This is a genomic window from Rhizobium sp. P43, from assembly GCF_056730705.1.
In genome coordinates, this window is the sequence record NZ_CM161539.1 from 3,160,121 (window position 1) to 3,180,525 (window position 20,405).

22 protein-coding genes and 1 tRNA gene are annotated in these 20,405 nt (G+C 60.1%); 7 read left to right on the top strand and 16 right to left on the bottom strand.

Annotated elements, in window-relative coordinates; all coding sequences use genetic code 11:
• Position 1 precedes the first annotated feature (1 nt).
• The 7 genes from AC1PUL_RS15785 to AC1PUL_RS15815 form a co-directional block, all read right to left on the bottom strand.
• The gene (locus AC1PUL_RS15785; protein WP_480465083.1) at positions 2-2,257 is read right to left on the bottom strand and encodes an ATP-binding protein; all 2,256 of its coding nucleotides are present in this window, start codon (positions 2,255-2,257) and stop codon (positions 2-4) included.
• On the bottom strand, positions 2,254-2,748 hold the full coding sequence (locus tag AC1PUL_RS15790) for a putative pterin-binding protein (protein WP_480465084.1): 495 nt from the start codon (positions 2,746-2,748) through the stop codon (positions 2,254-2,256). Before AC1PUL_RS15790 ends, AC1PUL_RS15785 begins: the two co-directional genes overlap by 4 nt.
• Positions 2,749-2,765: 17 nt before the next feature.
• Positions 2,766-3,161 carry a response regulator gene (locus tag AC1PUL_RS15795; protein ID WP_480465085.1) on the bottom strand — a complete coding sequence of 132 codons (396 nt, stop codon included), beginning with the start codon at positions 3,159-3,161 and terminating at the stop codon, positions 2,766-2,768.
• A 203-nt stretch (positions 3,162-3,364) separates the two neighbouring features.
• Positions 3,365-3,988 carry a nucleoside/nucleotide kinase family protein gene (locus AC1PUL_RS15800; protein WP_480465086.1) on the bottom strand — a complete coding sequence of 208 codons (624 nt, stop codon included), beginning with the start codon at positions 3,986-3,988 and terminating at the stop codon, positions 3,365-3,367.
• Positions 3,985-4,767, bottom strand: coding sequence for an ATP-binding cassette domain-containing protein (locus tag AC1PUL_RS15805; RefSeq protein WP_480465087.1), 783 nt, complete (start codon positions 4,765-4,767; stop codon positions 3,985-3,987). Before AC1PUL_RS15805 ends, AC1PUL_RS15800 begins: the two co-directional genes overlap by 4 nt.
• A complete protein-coding gene (locus AC1PUL_RS15810) occupies positions 4,767-5,849 on the bottom strand; it encodes an ABC transporter permease (RefSeq protein ID WP_480465088.1) in 1,083 nt (360 codons plus the stop codon). The genes AC1PUL_RS15805 and AC1PUL_RS15810 overlap by 1 nt, the downstream gene beginning before the upstream one ends.
• A 140-nt stretch (positions 5,850-5,989) precedes the next feature.
• Entirely contained in the window at positions 5,990-7,015 is a 1,026-nt protein-coding gene (locus AC1PUL_RS15815; RefSeq protein WP_480465089.1) for a substrate-binding domain-containing protein, read from the bottom strand.
• A 231-nt stretch (positions 7,016-7,246) separates the two neighbouring features.
• Between AC1PUL_RS15815 and AC1PUL_RS15820 the strand changes: the two genes are divergently transcribed.
• Together AC1PUL_RS15820 and AC1PUL_RS15825 are read left to right on the top strand one after the other, a co-directional pair.
• Complete coding sequence (locus AC1PUL_RS15820; protein WP_480465090.1) at positions 7,247-8,491, top strand: ROK family transcriptional regulator; 1,245 nt, start codon at positions 7,247-7,249, stop codon at positions 8,489-8,491.
• Positions 8,475-8,903: an RbsD/FucU family protein gene (locus AC1PUL_RS15825; protein ID WP_480465091.1), complete on the top strand. Its 429-nt coding sequence runs from the start codon at positions 8,475-8,477 to the stop codon at positions 8,901-8,903. Before AC1PUL_RS15820 ends, AC1PUL_RS15825 begins: the two co-directional genes overlap by 17 nt.
• Before the next feature lie 14 nt (positions 8,904-8,917).
• On the opposite strand, the gene AC1PUL_RS15830 is transcribed toward AC1PUL_RS15825, so the two are convergent.
• The 6 genes from AC1PUL_RS15830 to AC1PUL_RS15855 all read right to left on the bottom strand — a co-directional run bounded on the left by AC1PUL_RS15830 (position 8,918) and on the right by AC1PUL_RS15855 (position 13,855).
• The gene (locus AC1PUL_RS15830) at positions 8,918-9,652 is read right to left on the bottom strand and encodes a Crp/Fnr family transcriptional regulator (RefSeq protein WP_480465092.1); all 735 of its coding nucleotides are present in this window, start codon (positions 9,650-9,652) and stop codon (positions 8,918-8,920) included.
• Positions 9,653-9,809: 157 nt separating this feature from the next.
• A complete protein-coding gene (locus AC1PUL_RS15835; protein WP_480465093.1) occupies positions 9,810-10,850 on the bottom strand; it encodes a 4-hydroxyproline epimerase in 1,041 nt (346 codons plus the stop codon).
• Between the two features lie 180 nt (positions 10,851-11,030).
• Positions 11,031-11,549, bottom strand: a complete 519-nt coding sequence (locus tag AC1PUL_RS15840) for an IS630 family transposase (RefSeq protein WP_480464775.1) — start codon at positions 11,547-11,549, stop codon at positions 11,031-11,033.
• 40 nt (positions 11,550-11,589) lie between these two features.
• Positions 11,590-11,982 (bottom strand): helix-turn-helix domain-containing protein, encoded by a 393-nt coding sequence (locus tag AC1PUL_RS15845; RefSeq protein ID WP_480465094.1) that lies wholly within the window; start codon positions 11,980-11,982, stop codon positions 11,590-11,592.
• 188 nt (positions 11,983-12,170) lie between these two features.
• Positions 12,171-12,247: transfer RNA gene (locus tag AC1PUL_RS15850), tRNA-Arg, on the bottom strand.
• A 120-nt stretch (positions 12,248-12,367) separates the two neighbouring features.
• Positions 12,368-13,855 (bottom strand): sensor histidine kinase, encoded by a 1,488-nt coding sequence (locus AC1PUL_RS15855; protein ID WP_480465095.1) that lies wholly within the window; start codon positions 13,853-13,855, stop codon positions 12,368-12,370.
• A 357-nt stretch (positions 13,856-14,212) separates the two neighbouring features.
• Between AC1PUL_RS15855 and rpmH the strand changes: the two genes are divergently transcribed.
• The 5 genes from rpmH to yihA are packed head-to-tail and all read left to right on the top strand — an operon-like array spanning position 14,213 to position 18,234.
• Positions 14,213-14,350 carry a 50S ribosomal protein L34 gene (rpmH, locus tag AC1PUL_RS15860; RefSeq protein WP_006727993.1) on the top strand — a complete coding sequence of 46 codons (138 nt, stop codon included), beginning with the start codon at positions 14,213-14,215 and terminating at the stop codon, positions 14,348-14,350.
• 20 nt (positions 14,351-14,370) lie between these two features.
• Positions 14,371-14,772 (top strand): ribonuclease P protein component, encoded by a 402-nt coding sequence (gene rnpA / locus AC1PUL_RS15865; RefSeq protein ID WP_480468603.1) that lies wholly within the window; start codon positions 14,371-14,373, stop codon positions 14,770-14,772.
• Positions 14,772-16,562, top strand: a complete 1,791-nt coding sequence (gene yidC / locus AC1PUL_RS15870; protein WP_480465096.1) for a membrane protein insertase YidC — start codon at positions 14,772-14,774, stop codon at positions 16,560-16,562. The genes rnpA and yidC overlap by 1 nt, the downstream gene beginning before the upstream one ends.
• A gap of 54 nt (positions 16,563-16,616) precedes the next feature.
• Positions 16,617-17,525, top strand: coding sequence for a DMT family transporter (locus tag AC1PUL_RS15875; RefSeq protein ID WP_480465097.1), 909 nt, complete (start codon positions 16,617-16,619; stop codon positions 17,523-17,525).
• A gap of 49 nt (positions 17,526-17,574) precedes the next feature.
• The gene (gene yihA, locus AC1PUL_RS15880; RefSeq protein WP_298460138.1) at positions 17,575-18,234 is read left to right on the top strand and encodes a ribosome biogenesis GTP-binding protein YihA/YsxC; all 660 of its coding nucleotides are present in this window, start codon (positions 17,575-17,577) and stop codon (positions 18,232-18,234) included.
• A gap of 57 nt (positions 18,235-18,291) precedes the next feature.
• Here the strand turns inward: yihA and AC1PUL_RS15885 are convergent, their stop codons facing one another.
• The 3 genes from AC1PUL_RS15885 to AC1PUL_RS15895 all read right to left on the bottom strand — a co-directional run bounded on the left by AC1PUL_RS15885 (position 18,292) and on the right by AC1PUL_RS15895 (position 20,282).
• On the bottom strand, positions 18,292-18,849 hold the full coding sequence (locus AC1PUL_RS15885) for a fasciclin domain-containing protein (protein WP_166602537.1): 558 nt from the start codon (positions 18,847-18,849) through the stop codon (positions 18,292-18,294).
• 184 nt (positions 18,850-19,033) lie between these two features.
• Positions 19,034-19,750: an anti-sigma factor gene (locus AC1PUL_RS15890; RefSeq protein WP_480465098.1), complete on the bottom strand. Its 717-nt coding sequence runs from the start codon at positions 19,748-19,750 to the stop codon at positions 19,034-19,036.
• Entirely contained in the window at positions 19,737-20,282 is a 546-nt protein-coding gene (locus AC1PUL_RS15895; protein WP_480465099.1) for a sigma-70 family RNA polymerase sigma factor, read from the bottom strand. Before AC1PUL_RS15895 ends, AC1PUL_RS15890 begins: the two co-directional genes overlap by 14 nt.
• Positions 20,283-20,405 lie beyond the last annotated feature (123 nt).

The window sequence follows — 20,405 nt, forward strand, 5'->3', positions numbered from 1 at the left end:
CTCAGGCAACCAGTTTGAATTTGAGTGCGAGAATCTCCTCGCCGAGCATTTCGATTTCTGCAGGCTCTGGGGTATGGCTCCGCATCGCGTGGGCCTTTATCGCCAGATCATTGAGGCCGACGTTGAAGGCGGCACCCTTGATCGTGTGCAATACATGGTCGATCTTTTCGGGATCGTTCTTTTGCAGCGCCTCGTTCAATTCGCCGAGCAGGCTCGTCGCGTCATCGAAGAAGGATTCGACCAGTTCCTGGAAGACTTCTTCGCCGAGCGCTTCGACCAGTTCAGCATGACGCGCCTCGTCCAGCCCCTCGATGCCGAGCGCCGGCATCGACTGCAGTGACATTTCCGCCAGATCAAGCTCCGGCAATTCCAGCTTCTGAGGAGCGGCCGTGGTTGCAGACACCGGTGCGATCTCACGAGCTGTCGTCTGGGCAATCATTTTCTTCAGTCTTTCGAGGGTTACGGGCTTGGACTCAAAGCCCCTCATGCCGGCTTCCAAACAACGACGACGGTCATCGTCAGAGGCATTGGCGGTCATGGCGATGATCGGAACATTCGCAGACGGACCGCCCTCGGCGATGATCCACTTCGTCGCCTCGATGCCATCCATGACCGGCATCTGCATATCCATAAGGATGAGATCGAAAGCCTGCTCGCGGGTGATGGAGACAGCCTCGGCTCCATCGTTGGCGATTTCGACATCCTGGCCCAGCCGCGCGAGGAAGCGCGTCGCGACAATCTGGTTCACTTTATTGTCCTCGACCAGCAGGATGCGGAAACGGGGCAGCGTTCCCTCGGTCACCGTCTTCGCCGCCAGGCCGGTCGCTTCTTCCCGCGTGACCGGGACCACGCCGAGTTCGAACCAGAAGATCGAGCCCACTCCAACGGTGCTGCTCATGCCCAGCTCGCCGCCAAGCTTCTCGACAATCTGCTTGCAGATGGTCAGGCCCAGACCGGTGCCGCCGTAGCGACGCGTGATGGAGGCATCAACCTGCGAGAAGGGTTTGAACAGCTTGTCGAGACCCGCTTCATCGATACCGATACCGGTGTCCTCCACCTCGAAGCGGATCATCAGCTTGCCTTCGCGGTAGAAGTCGCGCAGGCGCAGCGTCACCGTTCCCTGGTGGGTGAACTTCACGGCATTCGACAAGAGATTGAGCAGGACCTGTCTCAGACGTGTCGGATCTGTCTTCACGTAGAGCGCCTGAAGCGAGTCCGGCAGGTCCAGGATTACGGTGTTCCCATGATCGTCGGCACGGCCTCTGAGGATGCTGACAGTGCTTTCGGCCAGCGCACAGACGTCGAAGGCGCGTTCCTCAAGTTCCAGCTTGCCATGCTCGATCTTGGAGAAGTCGAGGATCTCGTTGATGATTTCCAGCAGCGCCTCGCCGGAGGTGCGGATCGTCTTGACGCTGGATAAAGCGTCGTCGGGCAGCTCGGAGAGCTCCAGGAGCTCCGACATGCCGAGGATGGCATTCAGCGGCGTGCGGATTTCGTGGCCCATGGTGGCCATGAACTGCGACTTCGCGCGGTTCCCCGCATCCGCGGCCTCATAGGCTTCGCTGAGTTGGGTGGCCATGACCTGAAGTTCGTGGCTTGACTGGCGGACCGAGCGCAGCTGACGGTTGAGGGTCACGACGAGAAAGACCACCGACACCATCAACAGCGAGAGCATCACCGCCGACGTGCGCTCGAGCTTGAGGATCGTCGCTCGGCTCTCGGCACGCTCGTGACTGACGCGTGTATTCGTGTAGAGCAGAAAATCTTCGGCAACCCGACCCATAGCGACAAGGGTGCCCCGCAGCTCGGTCAGTTGCTCCGAGGTCGGTACGCTGCCGGCCGCATGGGCGTCAAACAGCGGCAACATCTTATGGACACCATCAGTCACCGAAGCAATGTAGCCACGGATCCGATCGTCGCCCGAGAAATAAGTGCCAAACTTTGCCTGATCGAGAAGCGAAACGCGCGAGTAGAGGATATCATAGCGCAGGGCTAGTTCGCTCAAGAGCTGGGGATTGCCCTCGTCATGCTGAACAGCTGCGAGGCTGTGGCTGAGTTGCCGAACCTCGCGGTCGAGTTGGTAGACGGACCAGAGCGAGTTTTCGCGTACCCCGTCCTCCATGATGCGGTATTGGCGTGCGATATCGACAAAGAGGACGAGAAGCACGATAAGCAAGGCCGCAGACACGGTCTGCAGGACGAAGGCAACCGTGCCTCCGCCTGCAAACTTCCGAGCTGTGGCGCCTGTGAGTGTCACTTGATGACCTCGATTTCCTTGATCTGCCAGACAGAGCGCGAGAAGTACTTCTCGTTGTACAGGTCGGCATCCAGATCAAAGGGATAGACGAGCATCAGCGGGCCCTTGTCGCGGATCGACATGGGCTTGCCGTCAAGCTTGGTGGCCAGGATTGTATCGAGCTTGGCGTCCTCGGCCGGCACGTCGGCAGCGTAGTCATTGAGTGCACGAACCTTCAGGTTGGTTCCGGTCGCACCGACTGCAGCCAGGATCTCACGCAGCAAAGGGCCTTCAAAGGTCACTCTGCCGGTCGTCCAGGGTGTTTCCATTTCACCCTTTCGTCCTTGCAGTTTTTCCAGCATGGCCATGTCGAATTGCGCTGTGTTTCCGGCATTGGTTTCCGAAATCTCGCCGGTAACCGTCAGCACAACCGGTCCGGTCGGTGCGTCAAGTGCAAGGGCAACATTCGCGGAGAGAGCGCTCAGAAGAAGCGCAGAGATGATGCTCTTCATGTGCGTGATCCCCTTCATCAAGCCGAACGCAGTTCCGGATGGACGACGGTCAGGCCGAGATGATCCGAAAGCAGCTTGCGGAACGCCACCGCTTCGACCGGCTTGTGCAGAAAGTCCGTCACGCCAGCAGACTGGGCTTCTTCGCGCAGACGCGGCTCGTCGTCTGCAGTCACCATAACCACCGGCACATCGCGGTAGCGATCCATGAGACGCACGGCCTGCACGAACTGGAGACCCGACATGCCTGGCAGCAGGTGATCGACGATCAGCATGTCGAAATTCTCAGCATGGCACATCTTGAGTGCCGTGCTGCCGTCGCCAGCAACCTTGATCTCTTCAGTCGTTACCTTCTTCGCGAGATGCTTTATGATCATCGCGTTCGTCGGATTGTCTTCGACAATCAAAATAGTCATAACTTCACCCCCGTGATTAAGCCTAACCTAGGCGCCGCAGGGACCATTGGCCCCGGCGGGAACTGCGTTAACCTTTCATGGAGGGGTTGTATCAGGGGGAGGCTGAAATTCGCTGAACCAAACCGATACAATTTTATCGATGGTCAATTTAATTAGAACTTAAGAATTTTCGAAGGCGTCGTAACGCCCTTGAATGTGGGGGATCAGGCGTAGTCGAAGGTGAAATCGGCGACCCTGCTGCGCTCGATAACCAGCCTGCCATTGGGCAGATCGTTGCCGTCAACTTTCGCGGCAATCTGTGCCGGTGTGAGACCATAATGGGTCCAGCGCGCCACGAGGCGCCGCTCCAACTCCGCGAGTGGGGGCGCGACCATCACCGTCAGATCAAACAGGTCTGCGAGACTTGCCCAGCGACCCTGCTGAAGCAGCAGGTAATTGCCTTCGGCGATGACGATGCGATCGTCGGCGGCGATGCAACGGGCGGCCGCGATTGCGAGTTCTCGCGATCGGTCGAACACAGGCGTGAAGACTTCGCCTCCAGCCTTGACGGCACGCAGGAGATCGGCGAGCCCGCGAACGTCGAAGGTATGCGGTGCGCCCTTGCGCGCAAGATCGCCGCGCGCTTCGAGAATGGCATTGTCGAGATGAAAACCGTCCATCGGTAGAACGGCATTGCGATGGCCTCGTTCTTCGAGGATCTCGTGCAGGCGCTCCGCAAGCGTTGACTTGCCGGCCCCTGGCGGACCGGCGACGCCAACAAGCAGGCGGGCACCCGTTTGCGCCCGCCGCTCGATTTCAGACACAAGATTGTCCAGAGCCGGCGTCATGCAGCCTGATCGACCTCGGGAGCCGCGCGGGCACCGGTCATGAAAGCGACTGCGTCGGACATTGTGTAGTCCTTGGGGTTGATGACGCAGAGGCGCTTACCCAGACGATGCACATGGATACGATCGGCCACTTCGAAAACATGCGGCATGTTGTGGCTGATGAGGACGATCGGCAGACCGCGCGAGCGGACGTCGAGGATCAGTTCGAGAACTTTGCGGCTCTCCTTCACCCCAAGTGCTGCCGTCGGCTCGTCGAGAATGATAACCTTCGAGCCGAAGGCCGCCGCTCGGGCAACAGCAACACCCTGGCGCTGGCCACCCGACAGCGTTTCGACCGCCTGGTTGATGTTCTGGATCGTCATCAAGCCGAGTTCCGAGAGCTTGTCGCGGGCGATCTTCTCCATTGCCGGACGGTCCAGCTTGCGGAACAGACTGCCCATGACGCCCGGTTTGCGGAGCTCCCGGCCAAGGAACATATTGTCGGCAATCGAGAGCGCCGGCGACAGAGCGAGGTTCTGATAGACGGTCTCGATGCCGGCCTGGCGCGCCTCGATCGGCGAACGGAAATGGACCGGCTTGCCTTCAAGGCGGATCTCGCCTTCATCGGGTGTGACCGCGCCGGAGATGGCCTTGATCAGCGAAGACTTACCAGCGCCGTTGTCACCGATGACGGCAAGAATTTCGCCAGGATAGAGGTCAAAATCAGCTTGATCGAGAGCTGTCACACGGCCGTAACGCTTGACCAGACCGCGAGCGGTGAGAATGGGTTCCTGGGTCATCAGCCTGCTACCTTTCTGATCCACTGGTCGATTGCCACGGCGGCGATGATGAGAACGCCGATCAAGAGATAGGTCCATTGCGGATCGGTGCCGATCAGGCGCAGCCCCAGCTGGAAGACGCCGACGATGAGCGCTCCAAAAAGCATGCCGAGCACCGAGCCACGGCCACCGAAGAGCGAGATGCCGCCGATCACCACGGCCGTGATGGATTCGATATTGGCGAACTGGCCCGCTGTCGGAGAGACCGAGCCGATACGGCCGATCAGTGCCCAACCTGCCAGCGCGCAGATGAGGCCGGACAGCGTGTAGACAGAGATCAGCATGCCCTTGACGTTGACGCCGGCGAGTTCTGCCGCATCCGGATCGTCACCGACAGCATAGACATGGCGGCCCCAGGCGGTGTGGTTCAGCACATACCAGAGGAGTGCAACGAGAAGCACCATGGCGATAACGCCATAGGTGAAGACGGCGCCGCCCATGCGGATGCTTTCACCGAAGAACTGCAGGATCGGCGCGTTTGCCTCGATATCCTGGGCGCGGATGGTCTCGTTGGCCGAATAGAGGAAGTTGGTCGCAAGCACGATCTGCCACATGCCGAGCGTCACGATGAATGGCGGCAATTTCATTCGCGCGACGAGCACGCCATTGATGAAGCCGCAGAGCGCACCGACGCCAAAGCCGCACAGGACTGCCAGTTCCGGAGGCAGGCCATAGCGGAAGGCGAACTGGCCCATAACGACCGAGGACAGCACCATAATGGCGCCAACCGAGAGATCGATGCCCTTCGTCAGAATAACCAGTGTTTGCGCAGCACCCACGATACCGACGATCGCAACCTGCTGCAGGATCAATGTCAGCGTGAAGGCGGAGAAAAACTTGCCGCCGAGAATGAGGCCAAAGACGGCGATCGACAGCACGAGCACGATCAGCGCGACGGCTGCAGGGCTCGAATGCAGGAAATGCTGGAAACGCTCAAGGGCACTCTTCTCATGGCGGTCGAACGAGGCGACTTCGGTCGAACTCGACGCCAGGACCTTTTCAAATTCCTGTGGTGCCCGCGTTTCGGGATTGGCCGGCTGCATGGGTCATCCTCCCTGCCGTTGTCTCAAATTCTTTTACATGAAGGATACGCCCGGCCTGCCGCCGCGCAAGGCCGGGCGTTGCGCCTATCGGCGGGAGCAAGAGCTCCCGCCTCTGTTTCAGTCAGGCGCAGGAGGCTGTATCAGCCCCAGCACTTCTCGGTGCCGGCCTTGGTGTCGATCGACTCGACGCCTGCTGCGGGCTTGTCGGTGACGAGGGCGACGCCGGTGTCGAAGAAGTTCTTGCCTTCGGAGGCAGCCGGCTTTTCACCGGTGTCTGCGAACTTCTTGATCGCCTCAATGCCGAGAGCGGCCATCAGCAGCGGATACTGCTGCGAGGTGGCACCGATGACGCCTTCGGCGACATTCTTGACACCCGGGCAACCGCCGTCGACCGAGACGATCAGAACGTCTTTTTCCTTGCCGACAGCCTTCAGGGCTTCGTAGGCGCCTGCAGCAGCCGGCTCGTTGATGGTGTGGACAACGTTGATGGACGGATCCTTCTGGAGAAGGTTTTCCATGGCGGTGCGGCCACCTTCTTCGTTGCCGTTCGTGATGTCGTGGCCAACGATGCGCGGATCGGTTTCGTCGCCGATCTTGTTGATGTCAACGGTGTCGATGCCGAAGCCCTTCATGAAGCCCTGGTTGCGCAGGACGTCGACCGACGGCTGCGACGGGGTGAGGTTCAGGAAGGCGATCTTGGCGTCCTTGGCAGCGTCGCCGAGGGTAGCGGCAGCCCACTTGCCGATCAGTTCGCCGGCGAGAAGGTTGTCGGTCGCAAAGGTCATGTCGGCGGAATCGATGGGCTCAAGCGGCGTGTCGAGGGCAATCACGAGCAGACCGGCGTCGCGCGCCTTCTGGACAGCCGGAACGATGCCCTTGGTGTCGGATGCGGTGAGCAGAATGCCCTTCGCGCCATCAGCGATGCAGGTTTCAATAGCAGCAACCTGGCTTTCAGAGTCGCCATCGACCTTGCCGGCATAGGACTTAAGGGTCACGCCGAGCTCGGCAGCCTTGGCCGTCGCACCTTCCTTCATCTTGACGAAGAAGGGGTTGGTATCGGTCTTGGTGATGAGGCAGGCAGAAACGTCGGCTGCCTGCACCGGAGCGGCGAAAACAACGCCGAGGGCCAAGGTCGACAGGGCAGCAGTGATCAGAGACTTTTTCAATTTGGTATCCTCCCGAATGGTATCGGCCAGCTCCTCCGGCCGCAGCGTGTCGGCACGGCTCGCCACCTGGCGAACCGATCAGGGTGCTCTTGGCATCCACTCCTCCACGAGCCCATTTAGAACATCAGAACATTTGGGCTGTCAATAAATAAATCCAGTTGAATTATTAAATCGGTGTGACATTCTGCGAGAGCTTTCGTAAAAGGGAGCGGTCGGGAGGAGCGACCTTCAGTGGCACAGGAAGATTTTGCACGACTGGCGGATCCAGCGCCCAGGGTGAGCGCTGGCGGCGGCTCAAACCAGGTGCGCGTGCGCGCTTACAACGAGCGCCTGGTGCTCTCGCTTGTGCGGCAGAATCCGGGCTGTTCAAAAGCGGATATCGCACGGCTCACCGGGCTCTCCGCCCAGACGGTTTCGGTGATCATGCGCTCCCTCGAAAGCGATGAACTGTTGATGCGGGGCGAGCCCATTCGAGGCCGTGTCGGCCAGCCCTCGGTCCCAATGTTTATCAATCCGGAGGCCGTTCTTTCCTTCGGCGTGAAGATCGGTCGTCGCAGTGCTGATCTCGTGCTGATGGATTTCGCCGGCACAATTCGGGAGCAGCGGCATCTGACATACCGTTACCCTCACCCAGACCATCTGCTGCCCTTCATCTGTGACGGCATTGTCAAGATGGAGGCTGAGATGGACGAGATGATGAGGACGCGCATTGCCGGTATCGGCATTGCGGCGCCCTTCGAACTCTGGAACTGGGCTGAAGAGGTCGGCGCACCGGAAGGGGCGATGGATATATGGCGCAAGGTCGACCTTCAGGTCGAGGTCCAGGCTCGCATGAGCCATCCCGTCTATCTGCGTAACGACGCGACCAGCGCCTGCGGCGCCGAGCTCGTCTTCGGCGCAGGGCAACGCTACCCGGATTTCGTCTATTTCTATATCGGCTCCTTCATCGGCGGCGGCATCGTCGTCAATTCATCGCTGTTCGTCGGCCGCACGGGGACCGCCGGGGCGATCGGACCGCTTCCCGTCCGCGACAAGCACGGCCAGACGCGCCAGCTGCTCGACATCGCGTCGATTTTCGTGCTCGAGAACCTGCTGCGCGAGCGCGGACTCGACCCGCAGCCACTCTGGTATGCGGCGGAACAATGGATCGACTTTGGTGAGCCGCTGGAGATCTGGATCCAGGATACGGCAGCCGCGTTGGCCCAGGCCGTGATCGCGGCCGCCTCGATCATCGACTTTGCCGCCGCCATCATTGATGGTGGCTTTCCCGCCTGGGTTCGCCACCGCCTGGTGAAGGCCACCATCGAGGCCATGAACCGCCTTGACCTTCAGGGTGTCGTGATCCCCGACATCGTCGAAGGCGAAGTGGGCGACCAAGCCCGCGCCATCGGCGGTGCCAGCCTGCCGATCTTCGACCGCTACCTCATCGATCAAACCGTGTTGTTCAAGGATACCACCCATGCTGAAGGGCATTGATCCCCTCCTGAGCCCAGAACTTCTCGCCACGTTGCGCGCCATGGGCCATGGCGACGAAATCGCCATCGTTGATGGAAATTATCCAGCGCTTGAGCATGCACGCCGGCTGGTCCGTCTTGATGGCCATCAGCTGGTGCCGGTGCTCAATGCCGTTCTCAGCGTCATGCCGATCGACGACTTCGTGCCAGAGGCAATCTTCCGCTCGGTTGTCGGCGGCAAACCGGATCAGGTCGATCCGGTGCATCAGGAAATCATCGACTGCTGCGCGCGCCACGAACCGAAGGTGCCGGTGACCAAACTGATTGGGGCAGATTTCTATAACCGCGTGAAGGCGGCCCATACGGTCGTCCAGACCGGCGAGCCACGGCTCTACGCCAATGTCATCCTGCGCAAGGGCGTAATCTATCCCTAGTCCAGCGAGGGCAATCAGCCCTCAAGTGCACGGGATATACGCCGGGAAAGCTCCACGGGGTTCTTGAGAACGATGGCACGGCTGGTGCGCTCCACGAGTTGCTCCCGCGCGAGCCGCGACATCTCCCGTGAGACCGTCTCGCGGCTTGCGCCGATATGTTCAGCGAGTTCAGCGTGGACAAGTGGCGGCGAGATGATGCGCTCGCGCCCGCCATCGTTACGGACACGGGACAGTCTGAGCAGCGTGTTATAGAGCCGGTGCTTGGTATCGAGGAAAGAGAGTTCCGAAAGCCGGTCGTTCATCACCCGGATTCTTTTGGAGAGCAGTTGCAGCAGCGCCAGCGCCACCTCCGATCTCTGTCGGAGGATGTCCAAGAAGACGATACAGGGGATGACCGTCACGGTCGCATCGCTGACGGCCATCAGACTTGCCGAGCGGGCCAAGTCATCAATCGCTGACTGTTCGCCGAGAATGTCTCCCCGCTTGAAACTGCCCAGGATCGCCTCCTTGCCGACAGAAAACCGTAGGACGGCGCGGATTTCACCGGTCTGAACGATAAAGACATCCTTCGACATGTCTTCAAAATCGACCAGGCTTTCGCCGGCGCTCAAGGTTCGGGAGTGGCAGCGCGCAAGCCATTCACGGTCTTCCTCAGCCGACAAGCCAGCAAAGATCGCGCAGCCGCGCAGTGTCGGGAGCGTGTTTGCCGAGAGCGGCAGGGAGGAACCTGTCGTAGCGTTTGCTTTCATTTACGGAATACTTGTCGCGTTCATGACGATGGAGTTTACTTACTCGTCAGCCTTGACCGTTAGCAAGATGCCGCCAGCCAAGACCCTTACAATTCAGCTACTGCATATGATCGAATTCAATTCAATTTGAAACAATGCAGAAATCAGCTGGGCAGTGTCAACCAATCGAGCCTGATGAAGGTCCCCAGACATCGGTGAGGGCAAAGCCGCGCTCGAAAGGATCGAAGGGATCGAGCGCCACCTGATGCAAGCCGAAGGTGAAGCCGCGCCCGCTGATCGTTGGGATTACCGCCGGTCGTCCGGCCACCTGGGTGACGCCAGACAGCCCAACCTCGAATTCGGAGCCGATGATCGAACGCGACAGCATCACATCGCCGACCTTGGCCTTGCCTCGGGCGTGAAGCGTGGCGAGATTGGCGGAATTGCCGGTTCCGCAGGGCGAGCGGTCGACGCGGCCCGGCCACATGGTCGTGCAGGTGCGGATCGCGCCATCCGGATCGGTATCGCGGAACATGACATAGGCAACACCTGAGATCGCCGGGATCTCCGGATGCACCACCGGAATCGTCCGGTTGATTTCTTCCTTCAGGATCATGCCCGCCTCGACAAGGGCACGGGCATTGCCCTTCTCGATGGTCAGTCCAACCTGGCCGACATCCACCAATGCATAGAAGATGCCGCCGTAACTCAGGTCGAAGGAGATGCGGCCCCACCGCTCTGTTTCCAGCGTGACATCCAGTTCGTGAACGAATGACGGCACCATAGTGAGCTTCACCCGCTCGCAGCGCCCGTCGCGGCAGGTCGCGGTCGCTTTGACGAGGCCGGCTGCCGTTTCCAGCATCACAATCGTTTCGGGCTCCTGCATCTCGACCATGCCGCTCTCAAGAAGGGCCGTCGTCACGCAAATCGAATTGGACCCTGAGCTCGCATGCGCCTGATCCGGCTGCAGAATGACGAAGGCTGCGTCGGCCGCTGGGTTCTTCGGTGGCAACAGCAGATTGACGGAACCGATCGGCGCACCGCGTGGCTCCAGCACAAGCATCCGGCGCAGGGCCTCGCCCTTGGGATCGGTATTCAGCCACAGCAACTGCTCGGCCACTGTCTCCCCCGGGATCTTCGGTACCCCGCCGACCGCGACCTTGCCGATTTCACCCTCGGCGTGAACGTCAAGCAATTGAAGAGTGCGCTTCCATCTCATGTCATTTTCCTGAGCAGACCTTGCAGCTTGCACCAAACGGGCATTCTTCAAGAGCACAAGCTTACGGATGGACTCAAGAGGAGACATCACAGGAGGCGACCTGCAACGTTGCCGGACCGCTGTGTTAGATCAGAGCGACCTCACAGCCAAGAACATTTATTGCGCTAAAGCGTGTCGCATTTATTCAGCCTCATATCCTGCGGCTTTGAAGAAGTTTCGGCATTCAGTGACAGAGAAGAGGGCGATGATGTCGCCGAGGGCTTGGGCAATCGTGTCGAAGCTCCTGGCTGCTCGCTTTCGCAAGAGCGCCTTGAGCTTTGAGAACGCCATTTCGATGGGGTTCAGGTCCGGCGAATAGGGCGGCAGGAAGAGAAGCCAGGCCCCCTTCGCCTTGACCAGTTGTTCGGCTTTCTCGCTTTTGTGGAAGCCGACATTGTCGAGGATGACAACATCGCCGGGCGACAGTGTCGGCGCAAGCTGTGTCTCGATCCATGTTTCAAAGATGCGGCTGTTCATGGGTGCATCGACAATCCATGGCGCGGTCAGGCCATGGCAGCGCAGTCCGGCGATGAATGTCTGCGTCTTCCAGTGGCCGAAGGGAGCGTAAGCCGCAAAGCGACTGCCTTTGGCAGACCATCCGGTGCGCTTCGTCAGACGGGTATTCGTGGACGTCTCATCGATAAAGATGAGCCGTGACAACGCCTTGTTGAAGAACCGCTTTCGCCGGCTAATCCAAAGATCACGCGCCTTGGCGATCTCCGGTCTGAGCTGCTCGCTTGCCTTGAGGCTTTTTTTTATTGCTGAGCCCAAGCCGATGTAGAAACCGCCCGACGGTTGCGCGGTGGACTTCGATGCCGCGCTCGGCCAGTTCGAGACACAGTTCGTCCAGCGTCACTTCGCCATTGAGGGCTACGCGCTCGCTGATCCATTCCCCATACGGCGAAAGTTTACTGCCAGGCGGGTGGCCCTGTCTGGCAGGCCGAAGAGAACCAGAGGAACGATGCAGGATCATCATGTTGTTGACGAACCGGGGCGAAACCCGGAAATGCCGGGCGGCTTCCCGATTGCTGTTGCCTTCATTCACAAACGCAACGACACGCTCACGCAACTCCATCGGATGCGGCTTGCCCATGGCGCTTCTCCTTCCACGGGCACAGTCAATCACAGATCAAGAAAAACCGGAATCCTGAATCCCGTTTGCCGCGACACGCTTTAGCGACAGGCCCTGGCACTCACCGATTTGGTAGGCGGATCGACGCGCGGGGTCGCACCTGAGCCAAACGGCAACAACGTGAAAAAAGTAGCGGAGAAGGAGGGAAATGGCGCACCCGAAGAGATTCGAACTCCTGACCCCCAGATTCGTAGTCTGGTGCTCTATCCAGCTGAGCTACGGGTGCTTGCCAAGGCCGACTGTGTCCGTCGGCGTGTGGCGATCCTCTAAAGCGGGACGCTCCGGATTGCAAGCGCCCTTTTCGAAAAAAGAGTCATTTTCCTGTCATGGCCTGGGAAGCGCGCGGTCAGGCGCGGGCGCGCCAGTCATCGAGAGCCACTGGTCTGTCAGGGATTTCGACACGGAACATGGTGCCGGGACCTGGCTTTTCCACAAGCGCGATTGTGCCGCCATGGGCGATGACGAGCTCGCGTGCAATGGCGAGGCCGAGGCCCGTGCCGCCTGATCGAGCTGACCCTCGAAAGGCGGTGAACAGGTTTTCGCGCGCCTTGCGGGGCATGCCGGGACCCGTGTCGTCGATCACGATGGCGACCACCGAACCGGTCCGCTGCGCCGAAACCGTTATTCTCCGAACATGGTCGGGATCGTCGGGGGTGAAGGTCGCGAGAGCCTGGACAGCGTTGCGGCAGATGTTGTGTATGACGCGGAACAACTGCTCGCTGTCGGCATCGACCTCGATGTCCGGGCTGACGATATCGACAAATTCTATGCCACTCTCGTGGTTGAGGTGGAGAAGGTCACGCACCTCCTGACAAACTTCCGATAGCAGGAAGCGACGTCGGCGGGGCTCGGCCTCCGAGGTCTGGCCATAGGATAGAACTTCACTGGTGTAACCGACGGCACGATCGATCGTGCGCAGCAGCTTCGGCGCAAAGCTCTTGACCAGAGGATCTTCGACATCCACGAGGCGGTCGGACATCAACTGGGCAGAAGCCAGAATGTTGCGCATATCGTGATTGATCTTGGAGACAGCGAGACCCAGATCCGCCAGCGTCTTCTGCTGACGCAAAGTCTTCTGCAATTGATCCTGCATGCGTGAGAGGTGACGCCCCGCGACGGCGATTTCGTCCTTGCCGAAGGTAATGGGAAGGACCCGTCCCGGATCCTCCGGATTTTCGGCGAAAATCTGCATGCTTCTAGCAAGCCGGCGAACAGGGACAATCATCACACGGTTAATCGCAAGGAACATCAGAAAAGCTGTAATGACGGAGATGATCAGCGACACGATCAAGATGTTGCGCGCGTAGCTCAGCATCGCCTGGCGCAGCGGCGTTTCGTTGATGACGATCTCAACCGTCACATCGCTGCCCTCCGCAATCGGGCCATAGACACGCAGCAGGCGGTCTCCGCCGAAAAGCAGGGTGTAAAAAGCGTCGCGAATGGAGGCGAGTTCGGAATAATTGGCCAGATCGAATGCCTCATCGACTTCGTTCGGCATTTCGGTGACAGCCAAAAGGCGTGAGGTCCCGTCCTTTCGCAGTACGATCGCATTCGTTCCGGTCGTGGCCAGCGCGTCTTCCTGAACGGCACGTGGGAGCTCGAAGGGCTGGAGCCCGTCGATCACTACGCCAGCGGCAGCTGCAGTATTCAGCCGGTCCTGTAACCAGCGCTGGCGCATGGTCGCGACGGATGGCGCAAAAATGAGGATTTCAGCCAGCATGACGAAGGCAATCGTCAGCCACAAGAGCTTTCCCGACAGACCGCGAATGCGCGACGGCATTGCGAACCCCCCGGAGAGGTCGGCCTGCGGATCATGATCCTGCCGGTCGAGCATCGGCTCTCGTTCCTGTCGTCCCTGTTGCCTGTGCGCATTGTGGCGATGCCTAAGGCGATCCACCCCTTCGTCCAATGACACATCGACATGCCTAACACGGACAAGCCGCGAAAAAACATGAAAGTTTGGTCATGTTAACGAAGGAAACTGCGTGGCGGATGTATGGCGCATCACGAATTTTTGCCTTTTTTGCACAGCATCTCGCCGCTGCGTCGGCGATTGACTCCTGGAGCCCCTGACACTATAAGCCGCGCACGTTCGGATAAAGGCGCCCGGCGGCGTTCACCCGTGCGACGAACAAAAACGCTGTTGCAATTTGCACATCCAAGAAGGGCCGCACACCGCGGTATTAAATAAATGTCGAAGCGTACTTTCCAACCTTCCAAGCTTGTTCGCAAGCGCCGCCACGGTTTCCGTGCGCGTATGGCCACCAAGGGCGGCCGCCAGGTGCTCAACGCTCGCCGCGCTCGCGGCCGCGCCAAGCTCTCGGCCTAAGGCCGGATGAGCCCGACGAGATTGACGGGCCCATGACGTCCACGGACTCCAAAAAACCTGTTGGCCGGCTCAAGAGCCGGCCTCAGTTCCTCGCCGTCAGGCACGGCGAAGCGCGCAAGGGTCGCACATTCCTTCTGGAGGTGCTTGATCACAAGAATGATGCGCCGGCCCGCGTGGGCTTTACGGTTACCAAGAAACACGGCAATGCAGTGGAGCGAAACCGCATGCGGCGCAGGCTGAAAGAAGCCGTGCGACTGAATGCGGCGTTTGCAATGCGGCCGGGACACGACTATGTCATTGTCGCCCGGCGCGAGGTGCTGGACATTCCCTTTGATCAACTGTCTAGGCAGCTGGTCCACCGCATCGAAAACCGCCAGACGAATAACTCCCGGTCCAACAAGACCGCTCCCAGGAAAGAGTGATGCAGAACAACCGCAACTATTTCATCGCGATTGCCTTATCGGTGGTGATCGTCCTCGCCTGGCAGTTCTTCTACATGAACCCGCGCATCGAGGCCCAGCGCCAGGCGCAGGAAGCCCAGCTTGCCCAGCAGCAGGCCCAGGCGGAGCAACAGGCGACCACCCCGGCGGCGACTGTGGATGGCAGCCTGCCGGCTGGCGGTGTCGCGACTGCGGAAGCAACCCGTGAGGCCGCTGTCGCGAGCGCGCCGCGCATCGCCATCGAGACCCAGGATCTTGCCGGCTCGATCAATCTGACCGGTGCCCGTTTCGACGACCTGAAGCTGAAGCAGTATCGCGAGACCGTCGATCCGACGAGCCCGATCGTGACGCTCTTCAATCCGGCCGAGACACGCGACGCCTACTTTGCCGAGCTTGGCTTCATCGCTGGCGAGAATGCAGGCTCCGTCCCTGGCCCGAACACCGTCTGGACCGCTCCGGAAGGTGCAAAGCTGACCGAAACCACCCCGGTAACGCTCACCTATACGAATGAAGCCGGCCTGACCTTCACCCGCACGATCGCCGTCGACGAACACTACATGTTCACGGTGGAAGACAAGATCGTGAACAACGGCACGGCATCTGCCAGCCTTGCTCCCTATGGCCGCGTGACCCGCTACACCAAGCCTTCCACGCCGTCGATCTTCGTACTGCACGAAGGTTTCCTCGGCGTTCTCGGAGCCGAAGGCAGCCTTGTCGAGTACGATTACACGGACATCGAAGAAGCGGCCGTCACCAATGCCAAGGCAACCGGCGGCTGGCTGGGCATTACCGACAAATACTGGGCCGCATCGCTGATCCCGCAGCAGACGCTCCCCTACGAATCGCGCTTCTCACACTTCACCGATGGGCAGCCCCGCTTCCAGGCCGATTTCAAGAACGATGCCGTCAGCATCCCGGCCGGTCAGAGCACTTCGGTCAAGACGCTGGTCTTCGCCGGTGCCAAGCAGGTTCCGGTCATCGACAGCTATCAGGAAAGCCTCGGCATTCCGAAGTTTGACCTGATGATCGACTGGGGCTGGTTCTATTTCATCACCAAGCCGATGTTCCACCTGATGGACTACTTCTTCCATCTGGTCGGCAACTTCGGTGTGGCCATCCTGCTCACCACCATCGTGGTCAAGCTGATCTTCTTCCCGCTTGCCAACAAGCAGTACGCCTCCATGGCGAACATGAAGCGCGTCCAGCCGAAGATGGAAGAGCTCAAGGAGAAGTACAAGGACGACCGCATGGGGCTGCAGCAGGCGATGATGCAGCTTTACAAGGACGAGAAGATCAACCCTGTGGCGGGCTGCTGGCCAGTGCTTCTGCAGATCCCGGTCTTCTTCGCCCTCTACAAGGTCATCTACGTCACGATCGAAATGCGCCATGCGCCGTTCTTCGGCTGGATCCAGGACCTTTCCGCGCCCGATCCGACAAGCTTGTTCAACCTGTTCGGTCTGCTGCCCTTCACCCCTCCGCTCTTCCTGATGATTGGCGTCTGGCCGCTGATCATGGGCGTCACCATGTGGCTGCAGATGCGCATGAACCCGACGCCGCCGGATCCGACCCAGGCGATGCTGTTCAACTGGATGCCCGTCATCTTCACCTTCATGCTCGGCACCTTCCCCGCCGGTCTGGTGATCTACTGGGCCTGGAACAACACCCTGTCGATCCTGCAGCAGGCTCTGATCATGAAGCGCCATGGCGTGGAGATCGAGCTGTTCAAGAATATCGGCAACATGTTCCGGCGAAAGTCGGCGCAATCCAAGTGATCATGAAAGCCCCGGTCATGCCGGGGCTTTCTCGTTGGTGATCGAGATACAGCCATGACAGACAGTTCTTCCCCGACACACCGTTCCTGGCTGGGCATCGCGCTTGTGACAGGCTCCGCGCTTGCGTGGAGCTATGGCGGAGCGATCCAACGCTTTATCGGCGTCGAAGACGGCTGGACGATCGTGTTCTGGCGCTGCCTGTTTGCCGGGCTCTTCCTTCTCGCCTTCATGCTGGTCCGCGACGGAGTCGAGGGTACGCTGAAGCTTTTTCGCGCCATGGGTCGGCCCGGCTTCTTCATTGCCATCGGCTTTGCACTGGTCTCGACCTTCTTCGTGCTTGCCGTATCGATGACTCCGGTGGCGAATGTGGTTCTGTTCATGGCCTCCATTCCGCTCTTTGCCGCACTTCTGGCCCGCATCGTGCTAGGCGAGCCGATCACGCCGGTCACTTGGGGCGCGATCGCAGCCGTCATTCTCGGCGTGGGCATCATGGTCTCCGCGTCGATCGGCGACGGCGGCTCGGTTTTGGGACTGGCGCTTGCAGCTGCGATCCCGGCAATTTTTGCCTGCATGACGGTGGTGACGCGGCGTTATCCCGGCATCCGGATGACACCGGCCGCTTGCGGCGGCTCCTTCATCGCGTCAGCCATTGCCGCCACACAGGCGGGCGCTTTCGCCGTGGGCGCCCAGGACCTCGCTTTGCTGTTCTGCTTCGGGGCGCTGAATCTCGGGCTCGGCATGGCGCTCTATGTCACGGGTGCCCGGATGATCCCGTCGGCGCTCGCAGCCCTTCTCGGGACCGCCGAAATGATCCTCGCCCCCGTCTGGATGGTGATCCTACACAACGAGATCCCGTCCGGCAGAACGATCCTCGGCGGCGCGTTGGTGATGGCTGCCCTTTTCACCTATCTGATCAGCCATGCGCGGCAGGCGTCGCGATCCGTCACGAGCGCTGCAGCTTGACTTTCCGGGTCAAAACCCGGATCTGTCCGGCTCAAGAAAGGCCAGACCCATGACCGATGCACACGACAAGAACGACCTGCCGCTCTTCGGCCGGCCCTGGATCTTCATCCGCGGCGTACCGTCGATGAAGTTTCTGCCACCGGAAGGACCGCTTGAGGTGGCCTTTGCCGGGCGCTCGAATGTCGGCAAGTCATCGCTGATCAATGCGCTCGTCGGCCAGAAGGGTCTCGCCCGCACGTCGAACACACCGGGCCGCACACAAGAGCTTAACTACTTCGTGCCCGACGGCTATTCCGGTGAAGGCGAGGATTTGCCGCCTATGGCGCTGGTCGACATGCCGGGCTACGGCTATGCGCAGGCACCTAAGGAACAGGTGGATGCCTGGACCAAGCTCGTTTTCGATTATCTGCGCGGTCGCGCAACGCTGAAGCGAGTCTATGTGCTGATCGACAGCCGCCACGGGCTGAAGAAGAATGACGAGGAAGTGCTTGGCCTGCTCGACAAGGCCGCCGTCTCCTACCAGATCGTGCTGACCAAGACCGACAAGATCAAGGCACCCGGCGTGGCAAAGCTGATCACCGAGACGCAGGACAAGATCAAGAAGCGGCCCGCCGCCTTCCCGGTCGTGCTCTCGACATCTTCTGAAAAAGGTGACGGCCTCGACCAATTGCGCGGGGCAATCAGCGAGGCCGTCGGTCGGAGCCTTTGACGCTCAGGCTCCGATCAGGTCGGCCCATGCGGCGGCTACAGGGCCGAACCAAGTCTCTTACATCTTCGGCAGGATCACCGCGTCAACGACGTGAATGACGCCGTTCGACTGCTTGACGTCGGCAATGGTGACGGTCGAGACGCCACCGTTCTCGTCGGTCAGCGTGACCTTGCCGTCAGCAGCCTTCGCCTTCAGCACGCAACCACCAACGGTGGTCACATCGGCTTCGCCGCCATTGTCGGAGATCATCTTGACCAGCGCCTCGGCCATGACATTGGCTGCCACGACATGGCAGGTCAGGACCTTGGTGAGCTGCTCCTTGCTTTCCGGCTTCAGCAGGGTGTCGACCGTGCCGGCCGGCAGCTTGGCGAAGGCATCGTTGGTCGGGGCGAAGACTGTGAAGGGGCCGGCGCCCGAAAGGGTCTCGACGAGGCCTGCGGCCTGGACGGCAGCAACCAGCGTCGTGTGATCCTTCGAGTTGACGGCATTTTCGACGATGTTCTTGGTTTCGAGCATTTCACCACCGCCGACCATCGGATTGGCGGCATAGGCTGCGGCAGCGCCTGCCAGGATGGCTGCGGAGAAAGCGAGAGGGCGAAGAGCGGTCTTGAACATTTTAGGTTTCCTCTGTCCTTGGTGTTCGCGATCCATGTCCCTGGTTTCGGGCGGGACACTGGGTTTCATTCCCGTCAGCGGGAACATCCTGAAGGACGGAAGCCTGCTCAAACAAGTTTCAGGCGGCTCGAAGATTTCGGCCGCCTGATCGACAATTGATTGTTTTATCTCAGAGAATTCTGCTTCAGGGGCGCACTTCGCCGAGCGCCACGACAGGACCGGTCGCCTTGCCGGTCGGCGAGCCGCCGAAGGGTTCGAGGCTGACGGCAAGCACCACGCCGCTGGTCAGGCGGGCGCGTAGCTCTTCCGGCACGTCGAGCTTGCCCTGGCCCGTCTGCGGCAGGACACCGAGCGAGATGGGCGCCTGTTCACCTTCCACGAGCCAGAGTTCCAGCGATTTCTGATCGGCGCCGCCGCTCGCCACCGGCGTGACCGCGAGGCGACCAGAGCTTCCGTCATAGGTTGCGTGGAGCGCGATTGCCTGGTTCTCGCCGGCCAGTTCTGCGGTGAGAGCCGTTTGCGGCTTCGGGCGCATGCGTTCGGCATAATCCAGCCCGACAACGAGACCGAGGGCCGCGATCGAGGCAAAGCTCAAACCCCGCCACAGCCAAAGCGCATTCCAGAGGCTGCCCTTCACCGCGGCCACCGCGGCGGGCGACGCAAAGAGCCGGTCTTCGATCCTGGAGAGCATCTGATCCGGGGCGGGCACCTCGGCATAGTCATCATTGAACTGGGTGAGGTTTTCTTCCCAACGCTTGACCATGGCCGCAAAGGATCGGTCGTGGCGCAGGCGCTCCTCGACCTTCTGCCGCTCAGCTCCGGCGAGAACGCCGAGGACATATTCGCCCGCGAGAACCTCGTCCCGCGATCGATCTCCCTTGCTTTGGTCAGGCGTGCTCATCCATGCACTCTCTCAGTTTCAAAAGGCTGCGTCGCAGCCAGGTGCGCATCGTGTTCAGCGGAACGGCGAAATGATCCGCCAATTCCTGGTAGGACAGTCCCTCCACATAGGCCTGCCGGACGGCGAGCGCCCGATCAGGATCCAATGCCTCCAGGCAGGTGTCAATGCGACCGCCCTCAGATCTGAGCACGGCATGCTGTTCCGGATCTGGTGCGAGGTCAGCCAGTTCAGCCGCTGCATCCAAGTCTTCACCCTGCGGTCGACGCGCCCTCAGACGGTCAATGCAGTGGTATCGAACGATGGCGCAAAGCCATGGATAAGCATTGTCGCCTTCGCCCGTGTAGCTCCCGGCCTTGTGCCAGATCTTGACGAACACATCCTGGAGAGCCTCTTCGGCCTCTCCCCTGTCTTTCAGCATACGCAGGCAGATGGCGAAAAGTTTCGCCGAAATGCGACTATAGAGCAAGGCAAAGGCGGCACGGTCCTTCAGCGCCACACGGGCCAGCAAACCGCCGATATCGTCGCGTTCCATTAAGCCCCCTGGTGCAGTTGGCTGAAATATAGCGTTTCATCATCACCGGACAATGCGACGAGAAGAAGAAGCGTTTTTGGTGAAGCTTATATTGCGGCGGAATTATTCCCTCCGTCGCATTGA

What these genes read in the sequence shown, in the direction of transcription:
- AC1PUL_RS15790 (WP_480465084.1), bottom strand. Translation starts at nt 2,748, where the DNA reads ATGAAGAGCATCATCTCTGCGCTTCTTCTGAGCGCTCTCTCCGCGAAT.
- AC1PUL_RS15795 (WP_480465085.1), bottom strand. Translation starts at nt 3,161, where the DNA reads ATGACTATTTTGATTGTCGAAGACAATCCGACGAACGCGATGATCATA.
- AC1PUL_RS15800 (WP_480465086.1), bottom strand. Translation starts at nt 3,988, where the DNA reads ATGACGCCGGCTCTGGACAATCTTGTGTCTGAAATCGAGCGGCGGGCG.
- AC1PUL_RS15805 (WP_480465087.1), bottom strand. Translation starts at nt 4,767, where the DNA reads ATGACCCAGGAACCCATTCTCACCGCTCGCGGTCTGGTCAAGCGTTAC.
- AC1PUL_RS15810 (WP_480465088.1), bottom strand. Translation starts at nt 5,849, where the DNA reads ATGCAGCCGGCCAATCCCGAAACGCGGGCACCACAGGAATTTGAAAAG.
- AC1PUL_RS15825 (WP_480465091.1), top strand. Translation starts at nt 8,475, where the DNA reads ATGCTGAAGGGCATTGATCCCCTCCTGAGCCCAGAACTTCTCGCCACG.
- AC1PUL_RS15830 (WP_480465092.1), bottom strand. Translation starts at nt 9,652, where the DNA reads ATGAAAGCAAACGCTACGACAGGTTCCTCCCTGCCGCTCTCGGCAAAC.
- AC1PUL_RS15835 (WP_480465093.1), bottom strand. Translation starts at nt 10,850, where the DNA reads ATGAGATGGAAGCGCACTCTTCAATTGCTTGACGTTCACGCCGAGGGT.
- AC1PUL_RS15845 (WP_480465094.1), bottom strand. Translation starts at nt 11,982, where the DNA reads ATGGGCAAGCCGCATCCGATGGAGTTGCGTGAGCGTGTCGTTGCGTTT.
- AC1PUL_RS15855 (WP_480465095.1), bottom strand. Translation starts at nt 13,855, where the DNA reads ATGCTCGACCGGCAGGATCATGATCCGCAGGCCGACCTCTCCGGGGGG.
- rpmH (WP_006727993.1), top strand. Translation starts at nt 14,213, where the DNA reads ATGTCGAAGCGTACTTTCCAACCTTCCAAGCTTGTTCGCAAGCGCCGC.
- yidC (WP_480465096.1), top strand. Translation starts at nt 14,772, where the DNA reads ATGCAGAACAACCGCAACTATTTCATCGCGATTGCCTTATCGGTGGTG.
- AC1PUL_RS15875 (WP_480465097.1), top strand. Translation starts at nt 16,617, where the DNA reads ATGACAGACAGTTCTTCCCCGACACACCGTTCCTGGCTGGGCATCGCG.
- yihA (WP_298460138.1), top strand. Translation starts at nt 17,575, where the DNA reads ATGACCGATGCACACGACAAGAACGACCTGCCGCTCTTCGGCCGGCCC.
- AC1PUL_RS15885 (WP_166602537.1), bottom strand. Translation starts at nt 18,849, where the DNA reads ATGTTCAAGACCGCTCTTCGCCCTCTCGCTTTCTCCGCAGCCATCCTG.
- AC1PUL_RS15890 (WP_480465098.1), bottom strand. Translation starts at nt 19,750, where the DNA reads ATGAGCACGCCTGACCAAAGCAAGGGAGATCGATCGCGGGACGAGGTT.
- AC1PUL_RS15895 (WP_480465099.1), bottom strand. Translation starts at nt 20,282, where the DNA reads ATGGAACGCGACGATATCGGCGGTTTGCTGGCCCGTGTGGCGCTGAAG.